Genomic DNA, 18393 nt, shown 5'->3' with positions numbered 1-18393 from the left:
ACTCTCCAGTTACATAACATATTGATCGCTTACTTTATAACGTACGGAAGTAAGCCTAAAAAGCGAGCACGTTTGATAGCATTAGCTAATTCACGCTGTTTTTTCTGACTAACAGCAGTAATCCGTGAAGGAACAATTTTCCCACGTTCGGAAATATAACGTTGTAACAACTTGATGTCTTTATAATCAATTTTGGGAGCATTGGTCCCTGAAAAAGGACATGTTTTACGACGACGATGAAAGGGGCGACGTGCAGAGTTTTGATTAGTATCAGTCATCATTCTACCTCTTCTATAGCATTTTCACGTTGACGACGTGGAAAACGAGGACGCTCTTCATCGTGTCCAATGTGACTATTGCGATCAAGGTGTGAGAGCATAGCAGATTTTTCTTTTTCGTGTTTTTCTACGCGAATGGTCATATAACGCAAAATATCCTCATTGATGCGCATCTGACGCTCCACTTCAGCAATTGCTGAAGCTGGTGCATCAATATTGACCAAGACATAATAAGCTTTACGGTTTTTACGAATACGGTAAGCAAGAGGACGAAGTCCCCAATTTTCTATACGCCCAACTTTTCCACCATGCGCTTCAATGACACCTTTGTAGAGACTCAAAAGTTCATCAACTTGCTGCGGTGCGATGTCTTGTCGGGCAAGGAACATATGTTCATAAAGAGCCATTGTTTTGCCTTTCTTCAATTAAATTTCACCGGCTTTAGCGCAAAGCCTCTGCGACTTGTCTTTTTTGGAAATCCAAAGAAGAAAGGACGCGTTTACAATTCGAGACATCTCAGAGCGGAGACACGGGAGGCCGGAAACATTGTATTTCCTACTGATATTTTACAGCCCTCCGTTCAACCTCCAGCTAAAGTGCCGGCAACGAACATTTCACATTTACAGGTTATCTTTTAAAATAGCAAGTTTATGCACATAAAAAAATTGATTTGTTAAATCTTGATATATTTCCTTCTTCTACAAAAAGATAATACTGTAATATAAAGGTAAAGGAGGGAAAAATGGACTTTTTAAACCAGATTGATGTTACACTCTTTGAAATGTTTGTCGGCAATCATCACGCTTGGTCGATTGTAGTTTTGTTTAGTATTTTTTGTGCAAAGTTTTTAATTTATATTATTCCTCTCCATCTCTGTGCGTTGTGGTTTTGTGGTGGGGAGAGGGAACGATGTGTCGTGCTAAGCATTTGCATGAGTATTTGTGCGGCTCTTTTCATAGGTTATCTCATTTCTCTTTTTTATTTTCATCCTCGCCCATTCGTGGTAGGGCTGACGACACCGCTTATTCAACATCGTGCGACAGCTTCTTTTCCTAGTAATCATGCCTTGACCATTGCATCTTATGCAGCTAACTTTTATTTTTACCGATACAAAGTTGCTTTTAAATTTGCTTCGGTATTTTTGTGTTTGATCTGTTGGGCGCGCATCTTTGTGGGTGTACATTATCCCTTTGATATTTTAGCAGGTGCAATTTTAGGAAGTCTCATAAGTTTGGGTGTTATTCAGTTTATAGCACCCTATTTCCCTAAGTTTTTATATCAAATTCCGCCCTTAAAATATAATTTTAAGTGTGGTATTCGTTTTAAATAAAGGGCTTTATCTTGATTTGTGCGGATGAATAAGGTCAAAAGAAAATAATTTAATTGTACAGTTTTAGGAGTTGATAAATGGGTGCAGCTTTTATTTTTCCAGGGCAGGGGAGTCAACTTGTTGGTATGGGGAAGGCGCTTACAGAGCAATTTATTGCCGCACGGATGGTTTTCGAGGAAGTTGATGATGCTTTGGGCGAGAAATTATCAAAGATCATTTTTGAAGGACCAGCAGATGTTTTAACGTTAACAGCAAATGCACAACCGGCATTAATGGCTGTATCTATGGCTGTCATTCGTGTGATGAAACAATTAGGGCTTCGTATAGAAGAAAAGGTAAGATTTGTTGCTGGTCATTCTTTAGGCGAATACTCGGCTCTTTGTGCTGCTGGTACATTTACTCTCACAGATACGGCAAGACTTTTGCGTATTCGTGGCAATGCTATGCAGGCTGCTGTCGCGGTTGGTGAAGGTTCTATGGCAGCATTAATTGGTTTAGAAGAGCACATTGTGGAAGAAATTTGCGAAACTGTTTCTGGAGAAGGATTATGTCAGATTGCTAATGATAATGGTGGTGGGCAAATTGTTATTTCCGGTAAAGCAAAAGCAGTTGAGGCAGCGGTAGAGATTGCATCAACAAAAGGTGCAAAACGTGCACTTCTTCTTCCTGTTTCTGCACCTTTTCATTCATCTTTAATGCAACCTGCTGCTGATGCCATGAAGAAAGCACTTTTGACTGTTAACAAAATGTCCCCTATTGTTCCTTTGATTGCCAATGTTTCTGTTGCACCTGAGAGCAATCCAGAGCGTATTACTACTCTTCTTGTCCAACAAGTGACTGGGAGGGTGCGATGGCGTGAAACAATAGAATGGATCGCTGCTAATGGAGTTGATACGCTTTTTGAAGTTGGTTCTGGAAAAGTATTAACAGGTTTAACGCGTCGTATTAACAAAGATATAAAGGGGGTAACCATTGGAACAGTTGATGAAATAGAATCAGCGCTAGGTATGCTCGGCGTTTAATCTATAAGGAGTTAAAAGATGTTTAGATTAACAGGACGTAAAGCTCTTGTAACGGGGGCTTCGGGAGGAATTGGTGAGGCAATTGCACGCTGCTTTCATGCACAAGGAGCCATTGTTGGACTTCATGGAACACGCGAAGAAAAGCTTAGAGAAGTGGCGGCAGAATTAGGGCAGAATGTTTTTGTATTTCCCGCTAATCTTTCTGAACGCCAATCGATTAAACAATTGGCTGAAGTTGCAGAAAGAGAAATGGATGGCGTCGATATTTTGGTTAACAATGCGGGAATCACTAGGGATGGTCTTTTTGTGCGTATGCAAGATAAAGACTGGGATGATGTTTTAGAAGTTAACCTAACAGCTGCTTCTCTTTTGACGCGTGAATTAATACATTCTATGATGCGCCGCCGTTATGGAAGGATTATTAACATTACATCTGTTGTTGGTGTTGTGGGAAACCCTGGACAAACGAATTATTGTGCTGCAAAAGCAGGCTTGATAGGTTTTTCTAAAGCATTGGCACAAGAAATTGCTTCGCGAAACATCACTGTCAATTGTATTGCTCCAGGATTTATTAAATCCGCAATGACAGACAAGCTTAATGAAAAGCAAAAAGAAGCCATTATGGCTGCGATTCCGATGAAGCGTATGGGAAGTGGGCAAGAAATAGCCGCTGCTGCTGTTTATTTAGCAAGCGATGAAGCAGCCTATACGACAGGTCAAACACTCCATATCAATGGTGGAATGGCAATGATTTGAGTATTTATTTTATTCCACATTGATTTATGAGTTGTATTATTTTAGATAGTAACGATTGAAATGGATAGATGCATCTATTTCTTTAATATGGTCGTTGATCAATTGATGTCGGAATGTCAGATTGGTTCATTTTGTAGGGGATATCCACAGGATGTTTTAAATCATTACTAAAATCTTTTAAAGTAATGCATCTATTGCTTGATTAGATGAACCGATATAGTTAACCAAATTATAGGAAAATATAAATTCGAGGATTTCAACATGAGTGATACAGTAGAGCGCGTTAAGAAAATTATCGTGGAACATCTTGGGGTTAATGCTGATAAAGTTGTAGAAAATGCAAGCTTTATCGATGATCTAGGGGCTGATAGCCTTGATACGGTTGAACTCGTTATGGCTTTTGAAGAAGAGTTTGGGGTAGAAATTCCAGATGAAGCTGCTGAAACGATTTTCACAGTTGGCGATGCAGTCAAGTTCATTGATAAAGCTTCTGCGTGATTACTAAAGGGCAAAGGCATGAATTGCTTTTGCCTATATTCTTCGGAGCTCTTTTGAAAAGAGAGCTTTGAGAGGTGAAGTTTAGTTCAAGGTTAGAAGTTATGAGACGTGTTGTTGTTACTGGTTTAGGGTTGGTATCTCCATTAGCTGGTAATACTGAATATAGTTGGAAACGACTTCTTGAAGGAAGAAGTGGTGTCCGACGTATCACAGAGTTTGATGTGTCAGATTTGCCATGCCAGATTGCTGCGCGTATCCCCTTAGGGGATGGAGCAGAGGGGACTTATAATGCTGATTTGTATATGGAACCTAAAGAGCAACGTAAAGTTGATGCATTTATTGTTTATGCAATGGCTGCTGCTAACCAAGCGCTTGCAGATGCCGAATGGTTTCCTAAGAGTGATGAAGATCAGATTTGTACAGGTGTGTTAATTGGTTCGGGAATTGGGGGAGTTGAGGGTATTGTTGAAGCTGGTTATACGCTTCGTGATAAGGGCCCACGTCGTGTTTCTCCTTTTTTTATTCCAGGTCGTTTGATTAATCTTGCTTCTGGTTATGTGTCTATTCAATATGGTTTACGGGGGCCTAATCATTCTGTTGTAACGGCTTGTTCAACAGGGGCGCATGCGATTGGTGATGCGGCACGTTTGATTATGTTTGGTGATGCAGATGTCATGGTGGCAGGGGGGGCTGAATCTCCGATAAATCGGATATCTCTTGCAGGTTTTGCAGCTTGTAGAGCTCTTTCCACTTGTCGCAATGATGATCCTGAACGGGCGTCACGTCCTTATGATACTGATCGTGATGGTTTTGTGATGGGGGAAGGAGCAGCAGTTGTTGTTTTAGAAGAGCTGGAACATGCCAAAAAACGAGGAGCGCGTATTTATGCTGAGGTTATTGGTTATGGTTTATCTGGTGACGCTTACCACATTACAGCGCCTTCAGAAAGTGGTGAAGGGGCTCAGCGTAGTATGATAGCTGCTCTTAAGCGTGCACAAGTGAATGTGAGTGAACTTGATTATATTAATGCTCATGGTACATCTACGATGGCTGATTCCATAGAGCTAGCGGCTGTTGAGCGTGTTTTAGGGAGTTATGCACCACAAGTTTCTATGTCATCAACGAAATCATCTATCGGGCATTTACTTGGTGCAGCCGGTGCTGTTGAGGCTATTTTTTCTATTTTAGCTATACGGGATAATATAGCCCCAGCGACACTTAATCTTGACAATCCATCGATTGAAACGAAAATCGATCTTGTACCACACAAACCGCGTGAACGAAAGATTGATACGATTCTTTCTAATTCTTTTGGATTTGGTGGGACAAATGCATCGTTGGTGATGCGACGTTTTAGGGGATAATAAGTATTTTTATTTAATTTTTGCTTTTGAGTTTTCTATTTTATTATAAGGTGAATGAGAAATTATAATATTATCCTTAATCGCTATTGAGGGGTTATGTCCGATGTGAAAAATGGAAATCATTAAAGGACGTAAGTGATTCCTCTTCGAATCATTTAGCAGATAGTTATGACATGTTAATACATAAAAAACGAAAGAAATCATCTATCGTCCGTAATCCGTTGGTCATTCTCGGTCATTTTTTTCTTATGCTGATTGTGATTATTCTTTTTGCCATAAGTATTCCTCTTTATATTGGAAAAAGTATTTTTGAAGAAAAGGGAAAAATTGAGGAAGAACAAATTGTTCTTATCCATCCTGGTACCGGAATTCGTGAAATTGCTTCATTGCTAGAAAAACGTGGTTTCATTCGATCATCAGATATTTTTGTTTATGGGGTTGGTTATCACCAAAAAACAACGCATCTGAAGGCTGGTGAATATTTAATTCCAGCTCATGCTTCGATGCAGGATATTATGGATATTCTTGTGAAAGGAAAATCTATAGAGTATACATTTACAGTACCTGAAGGTTTAACGGTTCAGCAAGTTTTCGATCGATTAGCTGCGAATGAAATTTTGATTGGAGACCTTCCAAAAATTTTGCCTCCAGAAGGTTATTTAATGACGGATACTGTTCGTTTTATTCGGGGAACAACGCGTAAAGAGATTGTAAACAGGTTGCGTGAAGGACAGACAAAATTAATTCATGCTATATGGGCTACGCGTTCACCTGATTTACCCATTAAATCAATTGATGAGTTTGTTATATTAGCCTCAATTGTTGAGAAAGAAACGGGAATTGCAGCAGAAAGACCAATGGTTGCTGCGGTATTTTATAACCGCCTTACAAAGCATATGCGTCTTCAATCGGATCCAACAGTAATTTATGGTCTCTTCGGAGGAAAAGGAAAACCATCCGGTCGTGCAATTTATCGTTCAGATCTTGAGAAGGAAACACCATATAATACTTATAAAATTAATGGTTTGCCCCCAACGGCTATTGCAAATCCAGGTCGGGATTCTTTAAAAGCGGTGGCACATCCACCAAGCAGTGATGCACTTTATTTTGTTGCTGATGGTTCAGGAGGGCATGTTTTTTCTCGAACTTTAGAGGAACATAATATGAATGTTCGCAAGTGGCGAGAATTAAAGGCAAAACATTGAATTTATAGTGATAACACATCTTTTTGCATCGTAAATGAGAATCCCAAATATAGTAAAATTTTTCTATTTAAACTTTTTATGAGAATGATAAAAAATCATTTTCTTGTCTGTCACAAGTGGGATTGGCGTATGGATAAAAATATTTAAGAAAGAAGTGAATATACTGCTAATACCTTATCTCAAAAAAGAGCAAAATAACATTGAGAATTGCTAAGAAAACACATTGATTAGGGGAGAGGTTGAGATAATGTATAATTCAAATTTTGGAGAAACATTTATGAACAAAGTAGAGTGATGTAATGACAGTCTTTGAAAGTAAATTGAGTGCTATAAAAATAAATCAACGCCGCGGTTTTTTATTTATTCTCTCTTCACCTTCAGGTGCTGGTAAATCAACAATTTCTCGATTACTTCTAAAAGATGGACAATTAGAGCTTTCCGTAAGTATGACCACAAGGAAAAGGCGTCCTAGTGAAGTAGATGGGCTACATTATCACTTTATTTCAAAGGAAGAGTTTGAATATAAGCGTGATAGAGATGAATTTATTGAATGGGCAGAAGTTCACGGAAATTATTATGGCACTTTGCGTGAAACTGTTGAAAACGCATTGAATGCTGGCCATGATATGTTATTTGATATTGATTATCAAGGTACCGAGCAGCTGCAAAAAAAGATGCTAGGAGACACTGTATCTGTTTTTATCCTTCCACCATCAATGAAAGAGCTTGTTTCGCGTTTATATCGTCGAGCAGAAGATAGTCAAGATATCATCAATTTGCGATTGGAAAATGCACGAACGGAGTTAAAGCATTGGCGTTCTTATGATTATGTTGTGATTAACGAAGATTTAGATCAGTCTTTATCTTTTATTAAATCAATTTATTTAGCTGAAACCGTAAAACGTGAGCGTTGTTCTTATCTTGGCTCTTTTGTTGATGGGCTTATTGCTGAAAAAATCGATAAATGTTGTGATTAAAAAAGGTTTCATAACACAAAGTGTATTTTTTAGAGCACTAGATGCGCTAGAGTTACAAATTCAGAAACCGAGAGCGTTTCAGCACGGCGCATTCCATCAATTCCAGCTTTTTCTAATAGCACTTCACCTCCAAGTGTTTTGAGATTTTGACGAAGCATTTTTCGTCTTTGCCCAAAGGCGGTTTTTGTGACGAGGCTTAGTTTTTGTGCAGAGCAGGCAAGAGGTTGTGTTCGTGGAATAATATGAACAACGGAAGACGTTACTTTAGGTATTGGTATGAAAGCTTGAGGGGGTACATCGAAAGCAATTTTAGCAGTAGTACGCCAGCCAGTTAAGACACTAAGACGTCCATAATGAGTAGATTGAGGTTTAGCTGTAATCCGTTTGGCAACTTCACGTTGAAACATCAATGTCATTGATTCATAAAAAGGAGGCCATGGTTCAGTCAAAAGCCAATTTAATAAGAGTTTTGTCCCAATATTATAGGGAAGATTTGCAATAATGCGAGGTTTTTCTGGGCTTGTTTCAAAGAGTTTTGAGAAGTCTTGCTTTAGTGCATCATTACAAATAACTTTTAATTTTTTAGGATAGTGTTTTTCTATTTCTAAGAGAGCCGGTATGCAGCGCTCATCGCGTTCTATTGCTGTTACAATGGCACCCTTTGCTAGCAAGGCACGTGTGAGACCTCCAGGACCAGGACCAATTTCAAGAACAGGTTTTCCTTCTATATTGCCTGCTTGATGAGCAATTTTAGATGTTAAATTAAGATCAAAAAGAAAATTCTGCCCCAAAGATTTATGCGCTTGTAATCCATATATATCAATGACCTCACGCAGAGGAGGGAGATTATCTATTGGCATGGTATTAAACTATTTTTTGCAAGTTGATTTGCAAGTTTAAGAGCAGCAATAAAGCTTTCGGGAGAGGCTATCCCTTTATCAGCAATGTCAAAAGCAGTTCCGTGATCTGGAGACGTGCGAATAAAAGGTAGACCTAACGTGACATTAACAGTGCTGTCAAAGTCTAATGTCTTAACAGGGATAAGGGCTTGATCATGATACATACAAATGGCAACGTCATATGCCTTTCTTGCACATTCATGGAACATTGTGTCGGCAGGTAGCGGGCCTGCAATATTGAGTCCTTTCTTTTTAAGATATTCAATAGCAGGAGTGATAACTTCAATATCTTCTTTGCCCATTGCACCTCCTTCTCCAGCATGAGGATTAAGACCAGCAACAGCTAGTCGGGGTGACGTTATTTTAAACCGTGTTTTTAAGTCACATTCAGTAATAAGTACCGTTTGAATAATTAAATCACGGGTAAGCTGTGAAGGAACATTTTTAAATGGAATATGAACAGTTATTGGTACTGTTTTTAATCGAGGCCCTGCTAACATCATAACTGGATGATAGTATTTATGAAAAGCTTTATGGGCTAAATCAGCTAAAAATTCTGTATGACCTGGAAATTGAAAACCGGCATCATAAAGATTCTTTTTTGCAATAGGACAAGTGATAAGTGCACATGCATGGCCATTTTGAATCAATTGAACACAGCGTTTAATTGCTTCAATAATTCCAGCGGCATTATTCGATGAAGGTATACCTAATTGATCACTTTGTTTGTTTTTTAACGGGATGATAGGAAGAGCGTTTTGAAAATTTTTTGCAGGATTATTGATTAAAACAGATTGCACCTCAACATCAATCTGTAAAAAACGAGCGCGCGAACGAATAACATCTGGATCAGCAAGAAGTACAAAAGGTGGAATTTGGCGCGTAACACGCAAATTCCACGCTTTTAATACTATTTCAGGACCAATACCGGCAGGATCACCACCACTAACAATAAGAGCAGCCATTATGAATTTTGAATGCGTGCCACTCGCCGCAGTTCTCCTAAATATTTGTCGCTTAATTCTTCAAGTTTTTGCGGGCTTCTTTTTTTACTATCTTGAAGAGAAAATATCAGTCGAGCGACATAATCATCAGAAACTCTTTTTATTTTGCAGACAGCAATTGCTTCAATTCCATCAGATGTTTCTTGTAATTTTGTCATTTTTCCAGCAGGCGTTTCAAGAATAGCTTGTTCCCATGCATTAGGAAGTTGTGGCTCCAGAAACTTTCCTAAGTGGCGGATAGTAACGTCTAAAATACCTCTTGCTTGATTGTGAGCATTGGCACATCCACGGAAATGTGCGCGAAAATTACTTGCTTCTCTTTGACGTCTTTCAAAGATCTCTGAACGACGATGTGCAGGAATGACAAAAACAATTCGCTGTAATGTATATTCGTTGGTTGAAGGTTTTACACCACCATTTTTTAATATTCTGCGTACAGCTTCTTGTTCGCTAATCATACCTGTTTCAGCTTGATAGCGTGCGCTAACAAGACGCCCCCATCCTATTTGTCCACGGATGTAATCTTTAAAGTGTTGCACTGTGATCTCAGTTTGGATCAGAATCTGGTTGAGCTGATCAATCGTCATATTATTTTGTGTCGCAAAATTCTCAAAAGCTCTATCAACTTCATCATTGCTTACTTCAATATTAAGACGTTTTATTTCAATATTTTTTAGCTTTTCGTCAATAAGCTCTTTTTTAGCCTGTGCCACCAAATTGCCTTGCTTTTGTTGTAATCTGAGAAAAGCAAGGCGTCTTTGTATATCATAATTTGTGATGGGGTTGCCATTAACTGTAACAACAATAGAAGTCTGCGCAAAGACTGTCGGAATCAAAAATCCATTTATTAACAGGCTACTTACGCTCAAAGACGCAATATAAAATAAAGCAAGAAAACGCTTTTTCAATTTATTCATGTAAATAGGCTTTCGCATTGTTTATTAATTCTCATCAACAACTTAAAATACACGCTTTCTTTCATAAAAACAATGATAAGTTAAATGACTGATACATTCCCTTTATAAATTAATCTATCTTTTTTCCGATATCTGCAATCGTACGCAATGAAAGAGAGAAATTAAAGTTTTGCAAGGGTGCTTTCCTGCCTGGATTCGTTACCTGTTGATAACCGAATGTTAACCCGAAACATTCATCCATATAACTCAAGCTAATTCCTCGCTTTATAAATGTACCAGATACTAAATCATAACCGGCGTTGCTATTAATGGACCAATAATCTGCCAATTTAAGTCCTGTTTGAAAAGAAATTTCTTGGCGCTCTTGAGAATATTCATAATCTGGTTGCTTTGCGATATAGGCATATTGTAGAGCTGCCCAAAAATTTTGCCATTTTTGTGATGCTTCGATTTCACTACGGCGGATTTTTCCTGTTTTTTTGTCAAAGCGTCCACGCGTTTCTAAGGAAAAACCACTTTTATGGGTTGTACCAAACATTGCAACATAGTCTGAACGTTTTGCCTCTAAGCTAGAATGAGTACCGACATTGATAAAGTCCTTTTCTGCAAAAGAATTCTTTCCTGCTAGATGAAAGGATTGTCCAATGAGACCATAAAGAGACCAATTATCATTAAGGCTTCCAGAATATCTTATACCTATATTGGCTCTTGTACCACCTTCTACACGATCATAACCAGAAAATTTGTCTCGTTGAAAGAGAGTGGTTGCATCAAAGACAAAGCTTTGAGCATCTTCATTAGGAATTTGTCCAATATATTGTTCATTATTGCGTATAAAAATTTGTGCAGTTGGTTCTATAATATGTGTAGAATGATCAGCTGTAATGAGGAAGGGATAGCGTAGTTCCAACCCTGCTGTTGCCATGCCACGAATTGCTGAACCATGAATTGCGGATAAGGCATTGTTTTCTATAGAATCTGTGTGATTTTCTCTTGCATTGGTTGTAATGATATCAGCTCGTAGAGAGAGAAGAGGGGTTAAGATGAGTCCGTTGTGCGTGTTGAAGCGCTTTTTCCACTGAAGCTCGTTTGTTAAACGCAAACTATTTCCAGCCATACCAGAAAGTTTTACTGTGTTGAGAGGGTTTCCGTTCTGGTCGGGTGAACTGAAGTCAGCATGGCGACGATAAACTGATTGCATATTACTATGGAAGGTAAGCTCTCCATTATAAATGGGTTCATCTGGTGTGAAAAAATAATCGATGCGTGGTAAGACCCACGCTTGCCGAGAGTGACGTTCATAATGAGGATCATTCAATATTGAATCTTGAACTTTAAAATGATAAAAACGCATATCAAAATAATTTTTTCCTGCAAGACCATTCAGATAGATCTGAGAAAGTTGTGTAGGATTGTTATAGTTTTCAAGTTTATAGGCACGACTAAAATGCCGATCTGATTGTGCAAGAATATCCCATCCATAAGTCCAGTGTGAATTAATACGAAAATCCCCCTTTGTCGCCAGCATATAACGGTTTTTATGTTGGGCATCAATCGTATCATTATCAAATCTATGCGGTTTCATTTGATATATATGAGCAAAGCGAATGTTATAACGTCCCGTTTTTAAACGCTGACGCCATTCCCCTTCGGTTAAAAGCCCTTGTTGGGTATAAACCGTAGAAGAAAGGGTAAAATCATAATGGGGGGCGAGATTCCAGAAATAAGAATTCTTTATCCCCATACCGAGATAATCAGTATAAAAAAAATGAGGAGTAAGCAGACCGCTAGCACGCCTAACAGTTGGATCATAGATCTCAAAATTTGGAAATTTTATAATCGGTACACCAAAAACTTCAAAACTGCTATTTTCAAACCGAATTTTTTTGATGCTATTATTCCATATGATCTTTCTTGCTTTAATTTTCCATAGGACGTCTCGATCTGGTTTATAAGAGCAAGGTTCACAGGCTGTATAGGTTGCATTTTCAAAGACTGTTATGTGGTTGTGTTTGCGTGTAGCATTTTGGGCTGAAAAGTGAACATTGTTGGCTGTATCAATACGTAAGGCGTTTACAAAACCCTCGCCAAGATCTTTGGTCATATCAATTTGGTTGGAATAAATTTTATTACCATCCTTTTGAGTAATTTCAACGTTCCCTTGTGCTATAAGCCGTCCTGTTTTTTGATTGTAAATAATTTTTTGAGCGACAACTTTATTGCCATCATATTCGATTTGAACATTACCGTGTGCAGAAACAGTGTTTTCATCACGATTGTAGATGAGTTCATCCGCAGAGAGCAAAAGAGGAGGTTCCGGATTTTGAATGCGACTTTGAGAAGGAGATAGAAGGCTTTGAGCGTGCGCACAATAAGACAAAGCACTTCCTAAAATAACCCCTATAACACTTTTAAAAGCGAGAGCACTTAATTTTGTTAAAATAGTTTTTTTAAGTGTTAATGCTTTCACTTAGCCATCCTCTTTATGAAGTAAAAAAGAGATTCCTAAGAATAACGCAATAACAACGGGTGTCCAAGCTGCAATAATTGGTGGAATATATCCAGCATTACCAAAAGCTTGAACAAGTACGGAAATAACATAAAGCATAAACCCAGCTATTACGCCACCAAGAATCAACATTCTAGATTGCCCAAAACGTGTAAAATTTAAAGATACAGTTGCTGCAATGAGGGTCATTGCCACAAGCAATGCCGGTAATGCAATCAAAGATTGAAAATACATATCAAAATTATTAGCAGAATAGCCAAATGAACGTGCAATCATAATTTTTTTTGGCAATTGGTAAAATGGAATAGTTGTGGGATTCACTAAACGTTCCGTTAAAAATTCAGGTTTTAGATTGGTTTTTATTTGCAACACGGTAAATTTTTCAGGAGGATGCCCTATTTTATAGATTGTTCCATTTGTTAATAGCCAAAATCCATTAGTCAAGGTTGCTTTTGGGGCGTTAATCCAATTTTTGACGGTTGCGTTGTCATTGTATTGTACAAAGGTTGCATCGAGAAGAGAAAGTCCTTGATCGGTGATAGATTTGGCACCAATGGTTGTTCTGCCTAAATTTGTACGTTGTGTTAACCAGTGGATACTTGTATTGTGAAGAGGTGTTAGTACATTGTGATTGCGCCATTCAGTCATCTTTTTTTCTGCTTGAGAAAATCCCCATGCAGCAAGTGGATTAATGAGAAGAATTGAAAATAATCCCAAAAGAAAAGCTCCAAAACAAGCTGGCATAAGAAATTGCCATGCAGAAACACCGATTGAACGAGTCACTACAAGTTCAAGTTTTTTGTTGAGCGAGATAAGCGTTGCCATTGCAGAAAAGAGTGCAATGAAAGGGATAAGTTGTTGCATGATAAAAGGGATGCGTAAAGCAGAGAGGAAAAATGCATCTTTTGCTGTATAATGCGGAAGGGAAGATAGCCTACCGGAATTCTCTGTGAAATCGATTAAAAGAGCAAGAACAAAAATGCTTCCCCAGAAATAACAAGTTATTTTAAGATACCGTATAAAAAAATATCGTCCAAGTGTCCACCCAATCATGATATTTTATCCGAGGAATCTTGAGATTTTCGCTGTTCAAATTTGTTCATTATTTTTTGAAAAGCGATTTGAAGTATCTCATTAACTTTTGTGGGAAGCCCAATTTTATGATTCGTTAAAAGCATAAAAAAGACAAATGCACTTGTTCCTATGGGTATAATATAAAGGAGAGGAACGTATGCAAGATCGCTTTTTGATTTTTCTGCGAAAAAATATCCTATCCAATACACCAGAAAAGAAAGGGCAATTGCCGAGAGATTTGCGGAATGACGAGCTTGTCGATGGGAGCGTACATCTCCTGCCGCTGCTAATGCAATAAGTGAAAAAACAATAGGGTAGAGCCATTGTGTTAATCTGCGGTGAAATTCAGCTTTATATTGGAGTGGTTTTCGTTGATAGTAGGGATCTTTTGGGTCAGGGTTTTGTAAATAAGAAAGAGACTGATCTTTTGGATAAAGAGTAGGTGTTTTATCACTGGGGATAAACTCTCCTAGGCTAAAAGTATATGAGCTAAATTGCACGATTGAAACACTGTTATTTTGATGATTGACTCTTTCTATTTCACCGTTATTGAGAACCAGAAAACTGCCGTTTTTATTGCTCACAATGGATGCGTCTGTTGCATAATAAAAAAGATCAGTCTTAGGATCACGCTGGTCGGCAATGAAAAGGCGTTCAAGTGTTCCGTTTGGATTTCGTTCGCCAATTTCTATGTAAAGGTTATTGGCGAGTTTTTGAAAGCTCCCTTCACTAATGAATAGATTAATAAGATCAAAATGAGCGCTTGCTAGCATTTGTCGCATATGAAGACGCGCTTGAGGAACAACAAAATTAGCTATAGAAAAGGAGATACAGGATGCAACAATAGCAAGAAGAAGGATAGGTTTCCAAACAGTACTTTTAGGAAAACCAGAGGCATTGATGACAGCAAATTCTGAGTCTTGATGCATTGCTGAGAGGATGGTTGTAACTGCGATCACTAATGCAAATGGAATGACAAGAAAAATAACAGAAGGAACCAATGAAAGTGAAAATTGTAAGACTGTGAGGAGTGTTTGTTTACTTGTTGTGAGAAAGTTTATCCGTGCAAGAATTTGTATAGTCCAACTAACGCCCACTGCTGCAATCATGACAGAACTAAACAAAACAAGGACACGTTTCAGGATGTAGAACTCAATAATACGCATAAATTGGGGAAAATCCTCAGTCTTTAATTCGATAGCAAATATTTTTACTGCTTTCGGTTAAAATGTAATAAAGTTTGAAAAAATATCCTTTCATGAATTGGATATTTTTACCAAATAAATAATATAAAATTGCCTATGAGGTCCTCTTTAAATTTTCCGTACATTATATTTTATTTTCAACTATAGTCTACAAAGAATCTAGAAAATAACTTAAAAAACTTTTTTATTAACGTTGAAAATAAAAATTATTGTCTTTTAAAGACACGTGCAAAAAGATGATGCATCTCCATCAAAAAAGAGGGTTTATATCTTGAACCGTTTCCTTTGTATTAGAGATATAGAAGTTTTTTTAAAAAGATGTTAGCTTTTTTATAAAGAATGATGAAGGCTTAAGAGATTGGATATTTTATTCTATCATTTGACGCAGTCAACGCTGAAGGATATTTTGCCGACGCTTGTGGAGCGTGCATTGGCTCGTTTTGGTAAAGTAACAATACAATGTGTGAGTAAAGAACAACGCGATTCTATAGATATACATTTATGGGTTTATGCTGATGAATCATTTATTGGACATGGAACGGAGTGTGATCAATATTCAAACTTTCAGCCTGTATTTCTGACGACAGGACAAGAAAATCCGAATGATTCAAAGGTTCGTTTTCTCATAGAGGGAGCTGTTTGTTCGGATATTGATGCTTATCAACGGCTTGTCGTGATATTTGATGGTAGAAGTGAAGAGCAGTTGAATCTCGTTCGTGCACAGTGGAAAAAATATAAAATGGAAAATCATAATTTAACGTATTGGCAACAGACTGAAGATCGTCGCTGGGAAAAACAGGTTTAATGCGTCTCGTATCTATTGCTCTGATTTTTATAGGATTGCTGGGAATAGTAAATCCAGCACTTTTTATTACGGAAGGTTCAGGGGGAGGGCGTTGGGTTTTTATTGTGATTTTTCTTTTAGGCATGCTAAAGATATGGCCTATAATTAAAAAAACGAAACGCCATGATGATGATTATTGATCGAATTTTGCTTATTTTATGGGCTGTGATGTTGTCCTTCTTTTGCGTGTCGTGGTTGGGGACAACGCATATCTTATCAAAAATGTTTGCTGTTGCTTATATGAGTAATATTGCAGATTTTTTATTTTTCTTTTTGAGTGCATTGTTTGCGGGAATATTGTGGTGGAAAATACCTCAACCCCTGTCTTTAAAAACAAAACTGGCAGCATTTTTGCCGCCAGTCCTTATTTTATTCTTCGTTATTATATTTTAGTTGGATATTTCATCATCTGTAAATCCGACGAAGCAAATCAGTGAAATAAAAGAAGCAAGAAGCAAATAATAACCGATATAAGATGTATCGAAATGTTGCACCAGATATTCTGCAATATAAGGCGCGAGAGAAGCTCCTATGATAGCAGATAAATTGAAAGTGATAGAAGAACCGGTATATCGAATTGCTGTTGGGTATGGTGAAGCCAAAACAGCACCAAGAGGACTATATATCATTCCCATGAGAGACAAACCGATGACAGACATTGCAAGGACTCCTATAACTCCAGAATTTAAGAAATAAGGAATTGCGAAAGAATAAATACCGGTGATGATCGTAATCCAAATCATCAAAGTTCTACGTCTAATACGGTCAGCGAGTTTTCCAGTGATGACAGTAAAAATCCCACAAAAAATAGCACCGACAATTTCGATTTGAAGAGCTTGATGAAATGGCAATTGCAGATGGTTTGTTGAATAGCTTAACAAATATGTAGTAACCAAGTAAAACAAAACAAAAGTTGCCATACCAGAAAATACTCCAAGAAATAGGATTCGTGGACATTTTAAAAAGACATCTATGATAGGAACTTTGACATGTTCTTTACTTTCAAGAGTTTTTTTGAATTGAACAGTTTCATTAATTGAAAGACGGACCCATAATCCTATAATCATAAAGACAACTGAAGCAATAAAAGGAATACGCCATCCCCAAGCTAAAAGTTCCGCACGATCAAGGAAATGCAACAGAGCTAAATAAACAGCAATAGATAAAAACAAACCTATTGAAACGCCTAATTGGGGGAACATCGCATACCAGCCGCGCTTTTCTGGAGGGGCATTTTCTGTTGCGAGCAAAACAGCGCCTCCCCATTCTCCTCCTAATCCCATTCCCTGTCCAATACGGCACAAGGTTAAGAGGAAAGGGGCAAACCACCCTGCTATTTCATAAGTAGGAAGAAAACCAATAATGACTGTTGAAAGACCCATTGTGAGAAGAGAAGCAATAAGTGTTGCTTTTCTTCCAATTTTATCCCCAAAATGTCCAAAAACAACTGATCCAAAAGGGCGGGCAAAAAAGGCTGCTCCAAATATTAGGAAAGATTGTAAAATGGCAGTCTGATCATTTTGTGTTGGAAAAAACACATGAGGGAATATAAGAGCTGCGGCAGTGCCAAAGACATAGAAATCGAAGAATTCAATTGTTGGTCCAATAAGGCTAGCAAATAAAATTCGACGAGGGGAGTTTCTGTTGCTTGTAGCTTTCATTTCTGAGTTTATAGACATGAATAGAATGTCCCTTTCAGTATATGACAAATCAAATAACGAGTTAACTAATTATAACTATAGAAATTTCAAATCAGTGTCGAGTCAATATTATGACACTTCGTTATATATTAGAACAATGATTATGGACTGATGAGTATGAATAAGTGTTCTATATATTATCTAAAATGAATAAAATAAAGACGCTGCTTTAAATGCTGTAGAAGATGGCAATAGGTGGCTATAAACGCAGCTCTCATTCACATTGCTGTTTCCTTTAAAGTTTAATGCCATTTTTATCTATTAAGGGATCAATCTTATTCGTAGATCAGTATTTAGTGTCTCAAAATATTAAAAATATTTTTTATGGATGCAATTGCAACACTTTTAAAGTGTATCTAAAATAAATTAAATCTTTTAGTTGTGTATGCATTTTAAAACACAAGGTGTATATTTCGTCTATCAGAGCTTAATCCATCGTATGCTTTGCTATCTTAAAAGACATGAGGTTGAGCAATTACGTTGTGTTGTTTTTGTCTATGCACTTTTTTCTAAATGGGAGAATTTAAATTTGAAATTATGGAGTGTAAAGAATGCAACGCAAATTGAAATTAAGTTTTTATGCACTAATGACCAGTGGTTTTTTTGTCAAGATTGCGAGTGCAGATGGAGTAGCTACACCAAGAGAAAAGTTATTAACACCAGTAAGTATCAGTGAACATCTAGAAGAGACAAGAAAGTTGTTATCGGTCATATGAGATATAATACTAAAAAACACAATAAAGTCAATAGGTTGAGTGTAATTATCTTATATGAATCCACTCAAGAATCCACACTTTTATACGTGATTCAT

At 37.5% G+C, this 18393-nt stretch carries 19 protein-coding genes and 1 pseudogene; 11 read left to right on the top strand and 9 right to left on the bottom strand.

Annotation, left to right across the window (positions count from 1 at the left end; genetic code table 11):
* Window positions 1-29 precede the first annotated feature (29 nt).
* Window positions 30-278, bottom strand: a complete 249-nt coding sequence (rpsR, locus tag ACFIJZ_RS01320; protein WP_012754957.1) for a 30S ribosomal protein S18 — start codon at window positions 276-278, stop codon at window positions 30-32.
* Complete coding sequence (gene rpsF, locus ACFIJZ_RS01315) at window positions 278-685, bottom strand: 30S ribosomal protein S6 (protein ID WP_273791078.1); 408 nt, start codon at window positions 683-685, stop codon at window positions 278-280. The genes rpsR and rpsF overlap by 1 nt, the downstream gene beginning before the upstream one ends.
* 335 nt (window positions 686-1020) lie before the next feature.
* Between rpsF and ACFIJZ_RS01310 the strand changes: the two genes are divergently transcribed.
* The 7 genes and pseudogenes from ACFIJZ_RS01310 to gmk all read left to right on the top strand — a co-directional run bounded on the left by ACFIJZ_RS01310 (window position 1021) and on the right by gmk (window position 7430).
* Window positions 1021-1608 (top strand): undecaprenyl-diphosphatase, encoded by a 588-nt coding sequence (locus ACFIJZ_RS01310; protein ID WP_273791077.1) that lies wholly within the window; start codon window positions 1021-1023, stop codon window positions 1606-1608.
* Window positions 1609-1685: 77 nt separating this feature from the next.
* Complete coding sequence (gene fabD, locus ACFIJZ_RS01305; protein WP_273791076.1) at window positions 1686-2630, top strand: ACP S-malonyltransferase; 945 nt, start codon at window positions 1686-1688, stop codon at window positions 2628-2630.
* An 18-nt stretch (window positions 2631-2648) separates the two neighbouring features.
* Window positions 2649-3386 (top strand): 3-oxoacyl-[acyl-carrier-protein] reductase, encoded by a 738-nt coding sequence (gene fabG, locus ACFIJZ_RS01300; protein ID WP_273791075.1) that lies wholly within the window; start codon window positions 2649-2651, stop codon window positions 3384-3386.
* 261 nt (window positions 3387-3647) lie between these two features.
* Window positions 3648-3884 (top strand): acyl carrier protein, encoded by a 237-nt coding sequence (locus tag ACFIJZ_RS01295; protein WP_004860281.1) that lies wholly within the window; start codon window positions 3648-3650, stop codon window positions 3882-3884.
* A 101-nt stretch (window positions 3885-3985) separates the two neighbouring features.
* On the top strand, window positions 3986-5248 hold the full coding sequence (gene fabF / locus ACFIJZ_RS01290) for a beta-ketoacyl-ACP synthase II (RefSeq protein ID WP_375630759.1): 1263 nt from the start codon (window positions 3986-3988) through the stop codon (window positions 5246-5248).
* A gap of 96 nt (window positions 5249-5344) precedes the next feature.
* A pseudogene (mltG, locus tag ACFIJZ_RS01285) lies at window positions 5345-6453 on the top strand (endolytic transglycosylase MltG).
* Between the two features lie 299 nt (window positions 6454-6752).
* A complete protein-coding gene (gene gmk / locus ACFIJZ_RS01280; protein ID WP_375630757.1) occupies window positions 6753-7430 on the top strand; it encodes a guanylate kinase in 678 nt (225 codons plus the stop codon).
* A gap of 29 nt (window positions 7431-7459) precedes the next feature.
* Here gmk and rsmA read toward each other — a convergent pair whose 3' ends face one another.
* The 6 genes from rsmA to lptF form a co-directional block, all read right to left on the bottom strand.
* Complete coding sequence (rsmA, locus tag ACFIJZ_RS01275) at window positions 7460-8290, bottom strand: 16S rRNA (adenine(1518)-N(6)/adenine(1519)-N(6))-dimethyltransferase RsmA (RefSeq protein ID WP_375630755.1); 831 nt, start codon at window positions 8288-8290, stop codon at window positions 7460-7462.
* Window positions 8281-9294: a 4-hydroxythreonine-4-phosphate dehydrogenase PdxA gene (pdxA, locus tag ACFIJZ_RS01270; protein WP_375630753.1), complete on the bottom strand. Its 1014-nt coding sequence runs from the start codon at window positions 9292-9294 to the stop codon at window positions 8281-8283. The genes rsmA and pdxA overlap by 10 nt, the downstream gene beginning before the upstream one ends.
* On the bottom strand, window positions 9294-10250 hold the full coding sequence (locus ACFIJZ_RS01265; RefSeq protein ID WP_375612927.1) for a SurA N-terminal domain-containing protein: 957 nt from the start codon (window positions 10248-10250) through the stop codon (window positions 9294-9296). The genes pdxA and ACFIJZ_RS01265 overlap by 1 nt, the downstream gene beginning before the upstream one ends.
* A 109-nt stretch (window positions 10251-10359) precedes the next feature.
* Complete coding sequence (locus tag ACFIJZ_RS01260) at window positions 10360-12720, bottom strand: LPS-assembly protein LptD (protein WP_375630751.1); 2361 nt, start codon at window positions 12718-12720, stop codon at window positions 10360-10362.
* Entirely contained in the window at window positions 12721-13812 is a 1092-nt protein-coding gene (lptG, locus tag ACFIJZ_RS01255; protein ID WP_375630749.1) for an LPS export ABC transporter permease LptG, read from the bottom strand.
* Window positions 13809-14999: an LPS export ABC transporter permease LptF gene (gene lptF, locus ACFIJZ_RS01250; protein ID WP_375630747.1), complete on the bottom strand. Its 1191-nt coding sequence runs from the start codon at window positions 14997-14999 to the stop codon at window positions 13809-13811. The genes lptG and lptF overlap by 4 nt, the downstream gene beginning before the upstream one ends.
* A 397-nt stretch (window positions 15000-15396) precedes the next feature.
* Here lptF and ACFIJZ_RS01245 point away from each other — a divergent pair, with 397 nt between their 5' ends.
* Genes ACFIJZ_RS01245 through ACFIJZ_RS01235 form a run of 3 tightly spaced genes read left to right on the top strand, consistent with a single transcriptional unit; the run spans window position 15397 to window position 16275 of the window.
* Window positions 15397-15843 carry a DNA polymerase III subunit chi gene (locus tag ACFIJZ_RS01245; protein ID WP_273791065.1) on the top strand — a complete coding sequence of 149 codons (447 nt, stop codon included), beginning with the start codon at window positions 15397-15399 and terminating at the stop codon, window positions 15841-15843.
* Complete coding sequence (locus tag ACFIJZ_RS01240) at window positions 15843-16022, top strand: hypothetical protein (protein ID WP_375630745.1); 180 nt, start codon at window positions 15843-15845, stop codon at window positions 16020-16022. Before ACFIJZ_RS01245 ends, ACFIJZ_RS01240 begins: the two co-directional genes overlap by 1 nt.
* The gene (locus ACFIJZ_RS01235) at window positions 16012-16275 is read left to right on the top strand and encodes a hypothetical protein (protein ID WP_273791119.1); all 264 of its coding nucleotides are present in this window, start codon (window positions 16012-16014) and stop codon (window positions 16273-16275) included. The genes ACFIJZ_RS01240 and ACFIJZ_RS01235 overlap by 11 nt, the downstream gene beginning before the upstream one ends.
* Here the strand turns inward: ACFIJZ_RS01235 and ACFIJZ_RS01230 are convergent.
* Complete coding sequence (locus ACFIJZ_RS01230) at window positions 16272-17561, bottom strand: MFS transporter (protein WP_273791063.1); 1290 nt, start codon at window positions 17559-17561, stop codon at window positions 16272-16274. The two genes, ACFIJZ_RS01235 and ACFIJZ_RS01230, sit on opposite strands and share 4 nt — an antisense overlap.
* 572 nt (window positions 17562-18133) lie before the next feature.
* Between ACFIJZ_RS01230 and ACFIJZ_RS01225 the strand changes: the two genes are divergently transcribed.
* On the top strand, window positions 18134-18298 hold the full coding sequence (locus ACFIJZ_RS01225) for a hypothetical protein (RefSeq protein WP_273791062.1): 165 nt from the start codon (window positions 18134-18136) through the stop codon (window positions 18296-18298).
* The last annotated feature ends 95 nt before the right edge of the window (window positions 18299-18393 follow it).

The organism is Bartonella sp. CL70QHWL (assembly GCF_042194855.1).
GTDB lineage: Bacteria > Pseudomonadota > Alphaproteobacteria > Rhizobiales > Rhizobiaceae > Bartonella.
This window is presented reverse-complemented; position numbering and strand designations above follow the sequence as displayed.

Bases quoted from the DNA above. Each gene is read 5' to 3' on its own strand.
- ACFIJZ_RS01240 (WP_375630745.1), top strand. From the start codon at position 15,843: ATGCGTCTCGTATCTATTGCTCTGATTTTTATAGGATTGCTGGGAATA.
- rpsR (WP_012754957.1), bottom strand. From the start codon at position 278: ATGACTGATACTAATCAAAACTCTGCACGTCGCCCCTTTCATCGTCGT.
- rsmA (WP_375630755.1), bottom strand. From the start codon at position 8,290: ATGCCAATAGATAATCTCCCTCCTCTGCGTGAGGTCATTGATATATAT.
- fabG (WP_273791075.1), top strand. From the start codon at position 2,649: ATGTTTAGATTAACAGGACGTAAAGCTCTTGTAACGGGGGCTTCGGGA.
- ACFIJZ_RS01310 (WP_273791077.1), top strand. From the start codon at position 1,021: ATGGACTTTTTAAACCAGATTGATGTTACACTCTTTGAAATGTTTGTC.
- ACFIJZ_RS01265 (WP_375612927.1), bottom strand. From the start codon at position 10,250: ATGAATAAATTGAAAAAGCGTTTTCTTGCTTTATTTTATATTGCGTCT.
- fabD (WP_273791076.1), top strand. From the start codon at position 1,686: ATGGGTGCAGCTTTTATTTTTCCAGGGCAGGGGAGTCAACTTGTTGGT.
- ACFIJZ_RS01295 (WP_004860281.1), top strand. From the start codon at position 3,648: ATGAGTGATACAGTAGAGCGCGTTAAGAAAATTATCGTGGAACATCTT.
- fabF (WP_375630759.1), top strand. From the start codon at position 3,986: ATGAGACGTGTTGTTGTTACTGGTTTAGGGTTGGTATCTCCATTAGCT.
- lptF (WP_375630747.1), bottom strand. From the start codon at position 14,999: ATGCGTATTATTGAGTTCTACATCCTGAAACGTGTCCTTGTTTTGTTT.
- gmk (WP_375630757.1), top strand. From the start codon at position 6,753: ATGACAGTCTTTGAAAGTAAATTGAGTGCTATAAAAATAAATCAACGC.
- pdxA (WP_375630753.1), bottom strand. From the start codon at position 9,294: ATGGCTGCTCTTATTGTTAGTGGTGGTGATCCTGCCGGTATTGGTCCT.
- ACFIJZ_RS01225 (WP_273791062.1), top strand. From the start codon at position 18,134: ATGCAACGCAAATTGAAATTAAGTTTTTATGCACTAATGACCAGTGGT.
- ACFIJZ_RS01230 (WP_273791063.1), bottom strand. From the start codon at position 17,561: ATGTCTATAAACTCAGAAATGAAAGCTACAAGCAACAGAAACTCCCCT.
- ACFIJZ_RS01235 (WP_273791119.1), top strand. From the start codon at position 16,012: ATGATTATTGATCGAATTTTGCTTATTTTATGGGCTGTGATGTTGTCC.
- lptG (WP_375630749.1), bottom strand. From the start codon at position 13,812: ATGATTGGGTGGACACTTGGACGATATTTTTTTATACGGTATCTTAAA.
- rpsF (WP_273791078.1), bottom strand. From the start codon at position 685: ATGGCTCTTTATGAACATATGTTCCTTGCCCGACAAGACATCGCACCG.